A 15,696-nucleotide genomic window follows, 5' to 3' on the forward strand; every position below is an offset into this window, starting at 1 on the left:
TTATAATTCAACATTCAAGAACGATGGAACATCTTATAGCATATAATCCGTACAAGAATGGCAATAAGGGGAGCGTAAGCTCCCAGCCACTCTCGGTCTACGACAAGACCATCGCTTATCCCTGGATGGCAGACCTGGTAGCTGCCATCCGTGGGGGTAACGATGAACTGAAGAAGCAGCTGCCTTTCCGCTGCGCACACTACTACCAATTCCAGAACAACAGACGCTCGCAGAAGAACGCCGTGGCCGAAAGCTTCCTCTTTCAGACCACCATCGACGTGGACGACAAGGAATATGTGGACAAGGCGATAGAGAAGGCACGTGAGCTGAACTGCAGCGACACCATTTGGAAGGGTGCCCTGCTGCACCTGGAGTACTCTGCCCGCAAGAAGCTGCACATCGACATCCGCATGCCCATCGGCATGACTATCGAGGAAACGCAGCGAGCCTATTGCGAGGCGCTGGGCGTGCCCTACGACGAGAGCTGCATCACGCCAGAGCGCATGCTCTTCATCACCGACAAGGAGTCGGAAATCTATCGCTCACCCCATTGGTACGAGGTGCTGCCACAGGAAGAGCTGAAGAAGCGCAGACAAGCCTACCTGGACCGTGGGCTCACCATCGACGGAAGAGCTGGGAAAGTTAATAGTTTACAGTTAACAGTTAATAGCAATACTGCTCATGCTGCTCATCTCAGCCCTGCTGGAGCTCATCAGGATGCTGGGGCTATGGCATCCGGCAAGAACCTCGCAGCCTTCGACCTCTTCCGCAATGCTGCAGGCCTGAAGGACGTAGACATCAACACCCCAGGCTCCCGCCACTCATCGCTTCTGGCAATCATGAGCGCAGGCGCATCGAGAGTGATGGCCGAAGAGGAACTGAAGGCGGTGGTGGCGCAGAAAATGCCTGTCTTTTCGCAGGAGCGTGACTGCCAGCAGCTCATCCACGACTTCTATGCGAAATATGGTGACAGTTCGAAGCCGATGTCACAAGCCGTGATCCGCATCAATGCCCAGGCAGAGAAGTACTCCCAGAAGGATGCCGATCCCTTCAAGACCATGAGTTCCGTGGGTTCCGAAGGCGGCACGGATTCCAATGCGGAAGATGATAAAATCGCTCCGCCTCCGATGCCCGAACATCTCCCCAAACTCGTGGAGCTGCTGCTATCGAAGACTCCAGACGTCTATAAGCCTGCCGTGGCACATGCCATCTTCCCGCCACTTGCCACACACCTCTGCAAGACCACCTTCAAGTATATCGACAACGTGGAGCATGAGGCTACCCTGATGTGCTGTCTGCTGGCAGGCACGGGAGCAGGCAAGAACTGTGTGCAGATGCCTATCAACATGATTATGGAGGACATCAGACAGCGCGACCGTGAGAACCTGAAACGTGAGAAGGAATGGAAAGACGAGGTGACACGCAAGGGCGCCAACAAGGATAAGCGCAAGCGCCCGGAAAACCTCATCATCCAGGAGATAGATGCTGATATGACAAACCCTGCCTTCGTGATGCGCACGGCCGAGGCACAGGATCATTTCCTCTATACAACGCTCAACGAGATAGACCAGTTTGATGCCCTCAAGGGGCAGGGCAACCAGCAGTTCAAGATCATCTGCCTTGCCTTTGATCCGGGCAACCAGTATGGTCAGACGCGCGTGGGCACATCGAGCGTCACCGAGCGCATCACCATCCGGTTCAACTGGAATGCATCGACCACCATCCAGCTGGGGCAGCGATATTTCTCCAAGGTGCTCACCGACGGACCTATCAGCCGCATCAACTTCTGTACCATCCCGGAGCGGGAAATCGGTGCCGAAATGCCTGTATACGGCGAATATGACGATGCCTTTAGAGAGGCACTCAGACCGTACATCGAGAATCTGTGCAAGGCGTCGGGTAGGATAGACTGTGCTGAGGCTTCTTCCCTGGCAGAAAAGTTGAAGGAAGAGAATGCCGACTTTTCTCGCATGTCGCAAAACAGGGTGTTCGAGAATCTTTCCTTCCGTGGCAACGTAATTGCCTTCCTCAAGGCTTGCGTGCTATACGTGGCAAATGGCTGCAAATGGGAACCCGAAATAGAAGAGTTCATCAGATGGAGCGAGAGCTATGACCTGTGGTGCAAGATGATTTTCTTTGGCGCAGGCATAGCCAAGGCTAATGAGGTGGGAGAGAAATCGAACAAGCGAGGACCTGCCAACCTGCTCCAGCAATTGCCCGACAACTTCACCTACACGCAGGCTGAGATGGTGCGCCTACAGAACGACTTCGGCAAGAAGGGTACGGCGAAGATGCTGAGAAACTGGGTGAACCGCCATTACATCGAGAAAATTCCTCCGAAGGGAGCAAATGCCGACGGAGCTGACGGAAAGCAGGGTGAAAAGGTACTCAGTATTCAGTTATTCAGTTTTAAGAAGCTATTATATCGTTCTGACGGACTTGACCTGAGAAGTTTCGACGTTTAACAGTTTTGAAAACTTATAATATTTAACATTCAGACAAATGGAAATAGTATTAAAGCGAATTGCTAAAAAAAGAAATTATACCATCGGCAGACTCTATCTGTTGGCCGATGATAGTGTAAAGCGTATCTCGTTGCCCGGCAAGAAGATAGGCGATAAGAGTACATTGGTTCATACCTTTGACAGCCAGTTGCTGTCCAAGGATACGTATCTCTGCGATACCTTGGAACCTACATGGCGCAATCTGTTGGGCATCAAACTAAAGCCAGAGGAAGTGGATGCCCGCTATAGCCGCATAAGTGGCAAGAAGGCACGTAAGGTAGCTGGTCATACGGCCATTCCTGAGGGATCATATCCCGTGGTCATATCGTATTCGCCAAGATTCAAACGTTGGCTGCCGTTGCTGCTGAGCGTGCCGAATTTCGAGGGCATCCGCATCCATGCAGGCAATTATCCTGACGACACGCAAGGCTGTATCCTCGTTGGGGAGAACAAGTTCGAGGGCATGGTGGTAAACTCTCGCATCTGGCTGCATCAACTCATCAACGCCATGGAAACGGCTCGCGACAGAGGCGAAAGCATCTGGATTACCATCCAATAGACAAGCAGCATCCCGGCATAAGGGATGCTGCTAATAAAGCAAATCCGCCCTTTACTTTTTCATCACTTTCCCGATAATCTCCTCGAAATCTTCCTTCTGCATGGCACCCATCTGCATGGTGGGATTGCCCTTCAGCGGGATAAAGAGGAAGGTAGGAATGCTGCGGATGCCGAAGACGGAAGCCAACTCGGGTTCCTGATCGATATCCACTTTATAGAAATCTATCTTGCCGGCATATTTCCCGGCAAGAGATTCTACCATGGGAGCCATCATCTTGCAAGGTCCACACCAGGTGGCATAGAAATCGATAATGGCAGGACGGGATCCTGCAAACACCCACTCATCGGGATGAGACTCGTAATCCATAATCTTCTTTCTGAAATCGGAAGCTGTAAGCACCTGCACCTTTCCTGCAGAAGCAGACTCTGAAGAAGATTCTACATGAGAAGAAGCCCCCTGCTCTTTCTCCTTCTGAATCTGTTTAACCTGCGCCACATTTTGCGCCTTCTTCGTGCAGGCGCAAAAACAAAAAGGGAGGGCTGCAAAAACAAGCAAGAATGCTTGCCTGAAAGGGATATGAATATTCACCATATAAGCAATTTTGTTATCTTTATTATAGAAGCATCATTACAATACTTCCAGTTCGTTTCTCTTCATGATGAGAGGATAGCGTTCTGGATGTTTCAAACTATCTATTTCCAAATCCACATCAAGTTTGGGCCATTCAATAGCATTTCTGCCGCTCATTTTAACTTCAAGGGCATCAGAAATTGAAGCATACTTCATCCAGGGTATCCGATTATAGGAAACAAAATAATCATTCCCTAAAACAGAAAGCATTATGCCCTTATCATTAATCATCAAGACGCTTACCTGTGTGTCTTGCGAATTTGATTTTAAAATCGTCTCCATTTTCTTTAAGTATTTGAAGTTTCGCAAGTGGTTCAAGTACGGGCTGAAGGCCCAAAAGCTCCTAGCCCAGGGCATCGCCCTGGGTATAATGGCAATCAACAAGGCGCCCTGTAAGGGCAAAAGCTTTGTAAATTGCCTGATTCTTTTGAAGCTTTTGCCCTTACAGGGCGACAAACTTGCGTCCATGATTACCCAGGGCGCTGCCCTGGGCTAGGAGCTTCTGCCCTTTCAGGGCGTGTGGAGCTCACTTGCGAAACTTGAGTAAGTATTTTTTCTATGAAACTTAATTCTTTACTACTAAAGCCGAAAAACTCTATCCCGCACGCCCCATTCTGAGACATGCGGGATTGATGATATTTCTTAATAAGCCAAATCAACTGCCACTGGATATACGCGGCATGGGTCGAAATACTCGGCACAACTGTTTACCATTGCCTGCAAATCGGCCTTGACGATGCCTTGGAACACTTGCTTGCCATTCACCCTGATGGTTACAGGCTTGCCGAGGTCAACCAGCTGATTGTTAAGATATACTCTCAGTTTGCCACCAGTGGCTACGGAATAGCTGCGGTTGAACTTCAGGTCGATGCCCCACTGCTTATCCTTCATGGTCGTGGTGTAATCCACATTGCTTACCTTGATGGAAACCACATTTTGGTCGATATCCATCTCGTAGTAAGTTCTCTGCTCAGATGGGCGAGCCAGCACCTGCAGGTTGTAGAAACCCGAACGGCGTCTGCCATCCATCTCGAAATCCTCCCAGAGCACGGTCTTAGGATATGGATTTCGCACAAACTGCTTGAGCCAAGGAGTAGTCAAACCATAGGTGATGTGATGCTGCATACCCGGCAAAAGATGAATGCGATGACGGAAGATAGGCGTCTTATCCACTGCCAGCGGACGGGCCAGCTGCGCAGAATCGAATGCCACCTGGGTGTACCAGGTTAGGTCGTTGCGATAGAAACCGGTATCATCAGCCCCCGTGAGGAAGGAGAAACCGATGTTGGCACAGTTCTCTACAGGCGCATTCTTCAGTGGTTCACCACCAGCCATCGGACCGGCTGCTGCCCAATAATCTGCATAGAATGATGCCAGTCGCTGACTGCCATATCCACCCTCGCTGATACCGAACACATAGAGACGGTTGGCATCCACCTCGCCATTCACCAGGTTCTGACGAATCAGTTTTTCGAAAGCATACTGCTTAGACAGATGCCACCAGCGATAGTATTCACCCTCGTTAGGAATCTGAGGGATGAAATAGATGGAAGGAGAATCCTGGAAGCTCAGACCGAGCTTGATGCCATTAGACCACTCCCTGTCCTTAGGACCCGAGCCGTGGATATACAGGAAGAGCGGGAACTTTCCGTCGGCAGCCACGCCCTTCTTGCCATAATAATAAGGCATCACGGCATTTGGCTCCAAGCATTTAGGCAGGTTCCAGGAGCTGTTCTTAGCCAGTTTCAAGTCTTCCGGCTCAATGAGTTTCTCCTCCTGCAAATTCCTGTTGGCATCGCACCACGCACTCCACACCATCTTCTGATAGCTGGCTATGTCCTTGCCCCCTATCGCTTGCTGCAACTTGGTTTCAAGCGGAGCGTTCTGGGCAAATTCAGCCTTGCCTTCCTTCTCCAATGCTTTCTGCTGCGCTTTCAGCGACTGCAGAAAGTAAGTATTCACCTTCTTCTGCAAGCCCGGCGACTGCGCCATTGTCTGGGTTGTGTAGGTTAGTGATGCAACAGCCATCACCATGCAAATCATTTTTTTCATTTCGTACATTGATATTTATTTAATTACTAGTCTTTCAGGGAATAGGTAACCGTGGTCACTACCCTCACCTTTTTAATATAAGGTGTATTCGAATCCCTATCCTCTATCGAGAACTGCCCCTGGTCGGCATTCATGATCTTGTCAATCTTACTCTTGCTGTTTTCGGCAAACTGTGTGGCAGTCTGCTCGGCATTCTCTATCGCCTCCTGCATCATCTTCGGCTTCATCTTGCGGAATGCCACATACTCATACTTCACCGGATTCTCGTAGCCACCATCCACAATGGCAACGCCCTTCTGGAGCAGGTCACCCTGACGGGCGATGATGCTGCGAACCAGTTTCACGTTGTGCGAAGTAACGGTGATAATCGACGTGATGTTATAACGATAGCCCTGGCGGTTTTCGCCATATCGCTCAGCATTGAGGTCGATGACCACAGGTGCATTGACATTGATTTCGCTCGCCTTCACGCCATTCTCCACCAGGAAGTTTCTGATGGTTCTCGTGGTGGCATTGATTTTTTGATAGAGTTCAGGCAGGTCGTTGCCTATTTCCTTGGAAACGATAGGCCACGTCACCTTGTCCGCCTCCACCTCCTTCTCGGCAAGGCCTTTCACTACAACCTTACGGTCTTTACTAATCACACTCTCAAGTCCCGACTTGATACAGAATCCAAGCATGATGATGCCGATGGCTAAAATCACGGCTTGCTTAATACCAGAATTGATGTTCATAATTAGTCCTCCATTATTAAGTTGTTAAAATTGAGTTTCCAAAGATACAATAAAAATATAGAAAAGCAATACATTATAATGATAAAATATGCTAAAACACACCATATCAACCCATAATCACCATTTTTCTGCCTAAAAACTTGCATATATTACCAAAAACCCTTATCTTTGCATAAGATAGGCTGCACTCGGCCATCCGAAAGCAAGCTTTCATGGCGCTCGTTTGCACTATCTTTGCAATAAAACATTTCTAGCCAAAAACAATAAAATGGATTATAACATGATTGGGACCGCATGGTCGTTACTGCCTCCCGTCGTCGCCATCGCTCTGGCACTAAAGACGAAAGAGGTGTATTCTTCTCTCTTTATCGGCATCATTCTGGGTGCCGTGCAATATTGTATTTCGATGGGAACGGGATTCGATGGATTCCTGGTTCACCTGACCAACCACACCGTGGGCGAAGGCGACGACGCCAAGTCATACGGATTGATCCACTGCCTCTCCGACCCTTGGAATGTAGGCATTCTGGTGTTCCTGGTGGTATTGGGCAGCATCGTTTCGCTGATGAACAAGGCGGGTGGTTCGGCGGCTTTCGGCCGCTGGGCTTCCAAGCACGTGAAGTCGAAGATGGGAGTGCAGATAGCCACCATCCTGCTCGGCATTCTGATATTCATCGACGATTACTTCAACTGTCTTACCGTGGGTTCGGTGATGCGCCCCATCGCCGTACGCAACGGCGTGACCAAGGAGAAACTCGCCTATCTCATCGACTCCACAGCAGCACCGGTCTGCATCATCTCGCCTATCTCCAGTTGGGCAGCAGCTGTATCGGGCTTCGTATCAGGAGGCGAAAACGGACTGGCACTCTTCTGCAAGGCGATACCTTTCAATTTCTACGCCTTCTTCACCATCCTCTTCATGCTGGGCATCGTGGTACTGGACTTCGATTTCAAGGCGATGAGCAAGTATGACGTCCGACTGAAAGACTGGTACGAACGTACCAACGGCGGAAAGCTCGACGAGGTGAGCGATACCAAGCTGCAAATCGTGGAACACGGCGTGGGAGCCAAGCAGCAAGAGAGTTCTAAGAGTAGAGGTTCGGTAAGCGACCTCGTGATTCCAATCATCATGCTCATTGTGTTCTGCATGGCGGGCATGGTTTATTCGGGCGGATTCTTCGATGCCGCCAATGCCAACTATCTGAATTTCGTTGATGCCTTTGCGGGCAGCAATGCTTCGGTGGGCCTGGTACTCGGTTCGCTGGCAGCCCTGATTCTCACCATCGTGATGTTCACGGTGCGCAAGACCCTGCCATTCGATGAGGCGATGAGTAGTCTCATCAAGGGATTCGAGGCGATGGTGCCAGCCATTCTGATTCTTACCCTGGCATGGACCCTGAAGAGCATGACCGACTCGCTGGGAGCAGCAGAATATGTATCTGGTGTCGTGGCAAGCAGTGCTTCAGAGTTGCAGATGCTCCTGCCGGGCATCATCTTCCTGGTAGCCGGTTTCCTGGCCTTCGCCACCGGAACTTCCTGGGGAACCTTCGGTATTCTGATTCCTATCTGCATCGCCGTATTCCCTGCTGCCGACCCGCTGCGCATCATCTCCATCTCAGCCTGCATGGCAGGAGCCGTTTGCGGCGACCATATCTCGCCTATCAGCGATACCACCATCATGGCGAGTGCAGGAGCCGAGTGCAAGCATGTGCATCATGTGTCATCGCAGTTACCATACGCCCTGACAGTGGCTGGCGTAAGCTTCCTCACCTTCATCGTGGCTGGCTTCACCCATACCTGGGGCATGGCTACGAGTGCCATCGTATCATGGATATTCGGTATATTGATGCTCGGATTGGCTTTATTTTATTTAAATAAGCGCCAGAAATCGTAATAGTTCTTAATTTTCTTGCATAATTGAAATATTTTCAATATCTTTGCAGGAGAAAACAGATAAAGAACATATTAACATTTTAATACAGAATACATTATGAAGGAATTGAAAGGAACAAAGACAGAGAAGAACCTCCAGGAGGCTTTCGCTGGTGAGTCACAGGCTCGTAACAAATATACTTACTTTGCAAGTAAGGCTAAGAAAGATGGTTATGTTCAGATAGCTAACATCTTCGAGGAGACAGCTGCCAACGAGAAGGAGCACGCCAAGTTGTGGTTCAAGTACTTGGAGGGCGGTGCCATCAAGAGTACAGAAGAGAACCTCCTGGCTGCTGCCGAGGGTGAGAATGGCGAATGGACAGAGATGTACAAGCGCATGGCTGAGGAGGCTCGTGAGGAGGGCTTCGATGAGATTGCCGCTAAGTTCGAGATGGTAGCTGAGATTGAGAAGCACCACGAGGAGCGTTATCGCAAGCTCTTGAAGAACGTTCAGGACAAGGTTGTCTTCTCTCGTGATGGCGACTGCATCTGGCAGTGCTCTAACTGCGGTCACATCGTAGTAGGCAAGAAGGCTCCAGAGGTTTGCCCAGTTTGCAACCACCCACAGAGCTACTTCCAGATTGAGGCTAAGAATTACTAAGTAATTTGCAAATAGAATAACAAAGAGGGTGTGTCATAAGCTCATGACACACCCTCTTTTCTTATCTTCATCTCTTTTCTTATCTTCATCTCTTTTCTTATCTTCATCTTTATCTCTTTTCTTCATCGGATTACGCTGAGTTTACGGAACATTCTTGCTTCACGGATTACGCACGGAATTAAAACGGATTTGGCCTTGCGGCCATTGGGCTAGCGCCGTATAGGCCGGCTTGCGATTGCACAGTAATGGCAGACTTTTTCCAGCTATAGGGGGTATCGCCACGACCGTCAGGTCGAGTTTCCGTTTAAAATCCGTGAGTAATCCGAGAAAGGCGGCTAAGGTTCCGTTTATTCTGCGTAATCCGATGAATAATGACACACCCTCTTTTTTAACGTACTATAAAACGGAAGCCACAACTTTATTATTGATGAATCTTCTCCAGCATAATTTCTATCAATCTCGGCACACCATAGTTTTCTATCTCGCTTTCCTTAATCCAGATGTAATCATCAGGAAGAGAAGGACGCTCCTCAACCTCCAGCAGATAGAAATCGGCCAAAAGAATGCGATGGGTCAATACATGCTTCACATCCTTTGCCAGCAATATCGGATCCTTCACGAAAGAAGGCAATTCCTTCATATCCGATATATTATACGGCTCCCACAATCCCTGCCAAATATCCCCCTCACCACGACGATGAATCGCAATCCACGATTCAGCCTCTGTATGTTTTTCAGCCTCAGCATGATTTTCAGCCTCAGCTTGAGATTCCAGAGCTGGTGCCTTATATCTGATATACACATAAGAGAGATGACGAGTCTTCACCTTCACCGTTTTGTTCTTCACTGGCAGTTCCTCTACCCTGCCGTTTCGCAAAGCCTCACAGGTTTCGGCAAGCGGACAAAGAAGGCATTTCGGCGATTGAGGGGTACACTGAATGGCACCGAAATCCATCATTCCCTGGTTATAGGCTGCTGCCTCTGAAGCAGGCAACAACGATTGCGCCAAAGCCGCAAACTCCTTCTTTCCCTGGGTGGAATTGATGGGTGTATCGATTCCGAAATATCGGGAAAGCACACGATATACATTGCCATCTACCACAGCGGCTGGAAGATTGAAGGCAAAGGAGCCGATGGCAGCGGCTGTATAATCACCCACTCCCTTTAACGACTTGATGCCATCCAGCGTATTAGGGAATTCACCCAAAGCCACGATTTGCCTGGCAGCGCCATGAAGATTGCGGGCACGGGAATAATAGCCCAAGCCCTGCCAGAGCTTCAAAACATCATCTTCGCTGGCAGCAGCCAGGTCTTCGACATGGGGATAGGTTTGCATAAAGCGTTCCCAATATTCCCATCCCTGGGCAATGCGGGTTTGCTGCAGGATGATTTCGCTGAGCCAGATGGCATAAGGGTCGCGGGTTTCGCGCCAAGGCAGTTCCCTGCCGTTTTCACGAAACCAACGGAGTATTTCAGTTGAAAAAAAAGAGTTATTGATCATTGTAATGCTTTTGCCCTTTCAGGGCGTATTTCTATAAACAACTATAACCCAGGGCGATGCCCTGGGCTAGGAGCTTCTGCCCTTTCAGGGCGTTACATTCTTACTTCGGTCCTTTTAGCGGATTGCAAATCCACAATAGTTACTCATACGGCGGCGGATTGCAAATCCGCCGAAACTGCAAATCCGCCGAAACTGTTCAAAGTAATTACTGCTCCGGATATTGCTCGTAAATCTTCAAACCGAATTCATTGGCAAGCGCATAGGCATGCTCCATGATATCGGCAAGGATATGCTCGTAATTAACCCAAACCTTATCCTTGATAAAGAAATAGAACTCGATAGGAAGACCACACTGGGTGGCTTCCATGTGGCGAACCATCAAGGTCAACTCCGTATTTACCTCAGGGCGTTGACGCAGATATTTCTCCATGAATTTACGATAAAGCTGAAGATTGGTTGGAGCCAGAGCTGCAGGATTCAGCAGGTCAGCCCCTTCCTTAATACCCTCTTTCTCCAATTCCGCATCAGATGGAACTGCCGATTCTGCAGAAATCTCAGAAACATGAATACCATCCTTTGCCAATGCCTTCTGCAACGTTTCCTTCAACTTAAAGGAATCCTCCGTAGCGAAATGCTTGGCAAGCAAGGTCTGCTTTAAGGCATCATCCACCAATCGCACACTGCGGAAATCGAAGTAAACCACTCGCTTTACTCTTCTTCCCCCACTCTTCTGCATACCAATCCAGTTCTGGAACGAACCGTTCACCAGCGTGGCTGGCGAGATGGTAACGATGGTGTTATCGAAATTGCGAACTTTCACCGTGGTGAGCGACATCTCTTCTACAATACCATTGGCATCCACCGACTTCACCGTAATCCAGTCGCCCTTGTGGAGCATATCATTACTCGTCAGTCTGACACCGGCAGCCAATCCGAGGATGGTATCCTTGAACACCAACATCAGCACAGCCGAGGTGGCACCCAAACCGGCAAACAGAGTCATCGGATTCTTACCCAGCAGGATGGCTACCACCACCACTCCAGCCACGAAGAGCATCAATATTCTGAGCACACCGCAGAAGGTGTGGAAATACTGCTGGGCCGAAGAACGGCGCTCCTCGCTGTTCTCCAATCCCTTAAACGAACCGATGAACACCAATGCCGTGCGCACCGACATCACCACGATATAGATGCCCGTGGCACGCTCCAGTATCTCCTTGAATATAGGATATTCCAGATAGATGAGCGGCATGAGCGACCATATCACCACAGCCGGAACGATGTGGCAAGCCGAGGTGAGCACCTTCCTGTTCAGCAACACATCATCCCAAGAAAACTCCGTCTTCTCCGTAATCTTCGAAATCAGCGGAACCAATATCTTGCGACAAAGGAAATCGCTCAGCATCGCCAGCAACACGGCGATGATGGTGAGCAATATATGACGAAGCATAGGCACGTAATCACCCGTGATACCCGCCCATGTTATCATTGAATCTACAATTTTTCTAATTTCCTCCATAAGCCATAAACAGTAAACTATAAACTATTAACTGTAAACTCTCAACTATAAACTATCAACTAAAGTCACGGTTGGCACAGCAGCTTGCAAACCTTATCTGCAAAGTTTCTGGCATTGCTGCCATGCATGATACCATTATTGATAATAGAGAAGCAAAGCTCATGTCCATTGGCTGCAGTGCAATAACCAGCCAGCGAGATGATGCCCGTCAGGGTGCCCGTCTTAGCCTTCACGTTGCCGTGGGCACTGCCGCTCCTCATACGCTTCTTTAGGGTGCCATCCACGCCCGCTATAGGCAGTGAATGAATCAGATGCTGCTTGATGTTGTCGTTGCGGAAGGCATAGCGAAGCATTGCCACCTCCAGTTCGGCACTCAGATAGTTGTAGAGCGAAAGTCCAGAACCATCAGCCAACTTATAGCGTGATGCATCCAAGCCCAGTTTCTGGTTGATAAACTGGCGCTCCACGCTGCGGGCACTCTTGGCACTCGCCGGACGATTGCCCGTGGAAGCCGCTATCTGATAATACATGCTCTCGGCATAGAGATTGTCACTCTCCTTCATCATCTTGTGCAGCACCTGGTCCATGGTGTGGAAACGGGTACAGATGGTGAAGGCATTGGTAGGACAGGTCTTGGTAGAGGCATACATCTCCTCATACTCGATGCCCGCATCCTTCAGTTTAGCCAGGAATCTATCCATGAAGATATCCTTTCTGGAGAACACCAAAGGCGAAAGCACCGGGTTGTCATCATCCCAGCACCAGCCTTCGCCCAACAAATCAGAATCCTTCATCGAGCGGTCGGCATACACCTTGCCACGGATGGTATCTACACCCATCTCCTTCAGGCTGTTGACAAATGCCGAGAGGTCATCACTGTTGAAACGGGGATCCATGCCGCCCACGCAATATACATCGCCATGGAGCACACCCTCCTCGATGGTTCCCGTATATTTCAGTTGGGTTTTAAACTGATAGGACCCGCCCAACTTGTCCAGCGCCGTGATGGCGGTAAGGAGCTTCATCGTGCTAGCCGGGCGCATCAGCTGGCGCTCGTTGTGCTTGTAGATGCAGGAGTCAGCCTCCAGGTCCCAAACCATGATACCCACCTGCGAAGTTTCAAACATCTTGCTTTTCAGCAGATTGTCGATACCCACCTTCACCGATTCCGGCCAAGGCAATCTCAGCGTATCGGCAGCCAGCGAGTCTAACATTGTGGAGTCAGCCACTTCCGTGTCGTCCTGCGCCTCCACCACTTCATCATTCGTCACATTCTGAGCCTGCATAGGCATTGCCATCAGCATTGCCGCCATCAGGCTCAACATCATATATCTTATCTTTTTCATTGTCGTTTTTTAATTTCTTTCTCGAAAGCCTCTTCGTTGTCCGGCTGAATGGCCACCATGTTCTTGGCTCCGTATTCTATCACCATGCAATGGTCCAGCCCCATAAAGGTCTTGGCCTGATGCACGCTGATGATGTCGCACACGGGTACATTCCTGTTCGATGAGAACCTGCCCTCGTTGATGATGAGATACTCCATCTCGTCGTCCCTGTCGATAGGTTTCACCTTCTTAAATGTATAGGTGGTGTTCAAGATGCGCTCTATTATGCCCACGATGATGATGGCCAGGAAGATGCCGATAATCGCCATCTTTACCCAGAAGAAATATCCGGCAAGAAGGGCGAAGACCACCACCCCGATGCGAGCCGTCACCGAGAAGCGCTTGTGAAAAGTTCTATCTGCCATACCTATTCTATTCTATCCTATTCTGTTAAAAAGTCATTTTCAATTCAATTATATCCGCAAAAAAGTCATTTTTTACTACCTTTTGATAGTCTAAAAGACTATATTACCTTAAATTTCGCTGCAAAATTACAAAAATTCCCTCTCTTATTACTCATTTTAAAGAGAAATTAGTAATTTTGCAACGAATTAAGAATTAATTCCTAGAGAAAGCGGCTTTTTCGCAAAGAAAAGGCCACTTCTTATAGATAGAAATTAGATAAGAATAAACTCAGATGGTTTATAAGTATGATTTTCTGATTATCGGCTCAGGAGTTGCCGGTATGAGTTACGCCCTGAAAGTAGCCAGAGCGCATAAAGGTAAAGTGTGCATGATTTGCAAAACCTCTCTCGACGAGGCGAACACATCATTTGCACAAGGTGGTGTTGCGTCAGTTACCAACTTGGAAGTGGATAACTTCGACAAGCACATTCAAGACACGATGATTGCTGGTGATTACATCAGCGATTACAATGCTGTAAAGCAGGTTGTCACCATGGCACCGAAGCAGATCGAAGAGCTCGTGCAGTGGGGTGTTAACTTCGACAAGCAGCAGGACGGCAAGTTCGACCTCCACCGTGAGGGCGGACACAGCGAGTTCCGCATCCTTCATCATGCCGATGATACGGGTGCTGAAATCCAGCGCGGACTGATGGAGGCAGTGCGCAACTGCCCTGACATCGATATCAAGGAAAATCATTTCGCCGTGGAGATTATCACTCAGCACCACTTGGGTGCCCGTGTTACCCGACGCACTCCTTATATCAACTGTTACGGAGCCTACGTGCTGAATCCCGAGACCCAGAAGGTGGATACTTATCTGAGCAAGGTTACCGTGATGTGTACCGGCGGATGTGGTGCCGTTTATCAGACTACCACCAACCCAGTTATCGCCACGGGTGATGGCGAGGCGATGGTTTACCGTGCCAAGGGTACCGTGGCCGATATGGAGTTCGTTCAGTTCCACCCTACAGCCCTCTATCATCCGGGCGAGACTCATCCTGCCTTCCTCATCACCGAGGCAATGCGTGGATATGGTGGCATCTTGCGTCTGCCTAACGGCGAGAGTTTCATGGAGAAATATGATGAGCGTCTGAGTCTGGCTCCTCGCGACATCGTGGCTCGTGCCATCGATAAGGAGATGAAAATTCACGGATTGGATCATGTATGCCTGGATGTTACCCACAAGAATCCGGAGGAGACCAAGCGTCACTTCCCTAACATCTACGCCAAGTGTCTGAGCATCGGCATCGACATCACCAAGGATTACATCCCAGTGCGTCCTGCCGCTCACTACATGTGTGGTGGTATCAAGGTAGATTTGAACGGCTGTTCAAGCATCAACCGTCTCTATGCCCTGGGCGAGTGTTCATGCACGGGTCTGCATGGTGGCAACCGTCTTGCCAGCAACTCGCTTATCGAGGCAGTGGTTTATGCCGAGACGGCTGCCAAGCACAGTCTGGAGCATGTAGATGAATACGATTTCAACGAGAAGGTTCCTGCCTGGAACGACGAGGGTACCCTGACCAACGAGGAGAAGGTATTGATTACCCAGAGCGTCAAGGAGGTGGGCGAATGCATGAGCAACTACGTGGGCATCGTGCGCAGCGACCTTCGCCTGAAGCGTGCCTGGGACCGCCTCGACCTTCTTTACGAAGAGACCGAGAATCTCTTCAAGCGTGTCAAGGTGAGCAAGGAGCTCTGCGAGCTCCGCAACATGATCAATGTAGGTTATCTCATCACCCGCATGGCAATCGAGCGCAAGGAGAGCCGTGGTCTTCACTACACCATCGACTACCCTGTTCATGCTTACGACAAGAAAGATAAATAAAGAATAGAAGAAACATAAAAAAAGCTCGGATGCTATTTGCATCCGA

General features: G+C 49.4%; 13 protein-coding genes. 5 read left to right on the plus strand and 8 right to left on the minus strand.

Annotation, left to right across the window (positions count from 1 at the left end; translation table 11 throughout):
* Nucleotides 1–23: 23 nt before the first annotated feature.
* Nucleotides 24–2,465 (plus strand): hypothetical protein, encoded by a 2,442-nt coding sequence (locus tag V8Z93_RS14125; protein WP_439431904.1) that lies wholly within the window; start codon nt 24–26, stop codon nt 2,463–2,465.
* A gap of 37 nt (nt 2,466–2,502) precedes the next feature.
* Complete coding sequence (locus V8Z93_RS14130) at nt 2,503–3,063, plus strand: DUF5675 family protein (RefSeq protein WP_439431905.1); 561 nt, start codon at nt 2,503–2,505, stop codon at nt 3,061–3,063.
* 51 nt (nt 3,064–3,114) lie between these two features.
* Here the strand turns inward: V8Z93_RS14130 and trxA are convergent, their stop codons facing one another.
* The 4 genes from trxA to V8Z93_RS14150 all read right to left on the minus strand — a co-directional run bounded on the left by trxA (nt 3,115) and on the right by V8Z93_RS14150 (nt 6,479).
* Nucleotides 3,115–3,654 (minus strand): thioredoxin, encoded by a 540-nt coding sequence (gene trxA / locus V8Z93_RS14135; protein ID WP_439431906.1) that lies wholly within the window; start codon nt 3,652–3,654, stop codon nt 3,115–3,117.
* Between the two features lie 36 nt (nt 3,655–3,690).
* Nucleotides 3,691–3,924, minus strand: coding sequence for a DUF2442 domain-containing protein (locus V8Z93_RS14140; protein WP_203039805.1), 234 nt, complete (start codon nt 3,922–3,924; stop codon nt 3,691–3,693).
* Nucleotides 3,925–4,335: 411 nt separating this feature from the next.
* On the minus strand, nt 4,336–5,754 hold the full coding sequence (locus V8Z93_RS14145; protein ID WP_439431907.1) for a hypothetical protein: 1,419 nt from the start codon (nt 5,752–5,754) through the stop codon (nt 4,336–4,338).
* Nucleotides 5,755–5,771: 17 nt separating this feature from the next.
* Nucleotides 5,772–6,479 (minus strand): SIMPL domain-containing protein, encoded by a 708-nt coding sequence (locus tag V8Z93_RS14150; protein ID WP_439431908.1) that lies wholly within the window; start codon nt 6,477–6,479, stop codon nt 5,772–5,774.
* Nucleotides 6,480–6,759: 280 nt separating this feature from the next.
* Between V8Z93_RS14150 and V8Z93_RS14155 the strand changes: the two genes are divergently transcribed.
* Both V8Z93_RS14155 and rbr read left to right on the plus strand, forming a co-directional pair.
* Nucleotides 6,760–8,373, plus strand: a complete 1,614-nt coding sequence (locus V8Z93_RS14155; protein WP_439431909.1) for a Na+/H+ antiporter NhaC family protein — start codon at nt 6,760–6,762, stop codon at nt 8,371–8,373.
* A gap of 96 nt (nt 8,374–8,469) precedes the next feature.
* Nucleotides 8,470–9,012, plus strand: coding sequence for a rubrerythrin (gene rbr / locus V8Z93_RS14160; RefSeq protein WP_439431910.1), 543 nt, complete (start codon nt 8,470–8,472; stop codon nt 9,010–9,012).
* A gap of 421 nt (nt 9,013–9,433) precedes the next feature.
* Here the strand turns inward: rbr and mutY are convergent, their stop codons facing one another.
* The 4 genes from mutY to V8Z93_RS14180 form a co-directional block, all read right to left on the minus strand.
* Nucleotides 9,434–10,513, minus strand: coding sequence for an A/G-specific adenine glycosylase (gene mutY / locus V8Z93_RS14165; protein ID WP_439431911.1), 1,080 nt, complete (start codon nt 10,511–10,513; stop codon nt 9,434–9,436).
* A gap of 205 nt (nt 10,514–10,718) precedes the next feature.
* The gene (locus V8Z93_RS14170) at nt 10,719–12,002 is read right to left on the minus strand and encodes a mechanosensitive ion channel family protein (RefSeq protein WP_439431912.1); all 1,284 of its coding nucleotides are present in this window, start codon (nt 12,000–12,002) and stop codon (nt 10,719–10,721) included.
* Nucleotides 12,003–12,097: 95 nt separating this feature from the next.
* A complete protein-coding gene (dacB, locus tag V8Z93_RS14175; RefSeq protein WP_203049766.1) occupies nt 12,098–13,378 on the minus strand; it encodes a D-alanyl-D-alanine carboxypeptidase/D-alanyl-D-alanine endopeptidase in 1,281 nt (426 codons plus the stop codon).
* Nucleotides 13,375–13,782 carry a PH domain-containing protein gene (locus V8Z93_RS14180; RefSeq protein ID WP_439431913.1) on the minus strand — a complete coding sequence of 136 codons (408 nt, stop codon included), beginning with the start codon at nt 13,780–13,782 and terminating at the stop codon, nt 13,375–13,377. The genes dacB and V8Z93_RS14180 overlap by 4 nt, the downstream gene beginning before the upstream one ends.
* Nucleotides 13,783–14,054: 272 nt before the next feature.
* On the opposite strand from V8Z93_RS14180, the gene nadB reads away from it, so the two are divergent.
* Complete coding sequence (gene nadB / locus V8Z93_RS14185) at nt 14,055–15,650, plus strand: L-aspartate oxidase (RefSeq protein ID WP_203049762.1); 1,596 nt, start codon at nt 14,055–14,057, stop codon at nt 15,648–15,650.
* Nucleotides 15,651–15,696: the final 46 nt, after the last annotated feature.

The sequence above is a fragment of the Segatella copri genome (assembly GCF_051861805.1).
GTDB classification, from domain to species: domain Bacteria; phylum Bacteroidota; class Bacteroidia; order Bacteroidales; family Bacteroidaceae; genus Prevotella; species Prevotella copri_M.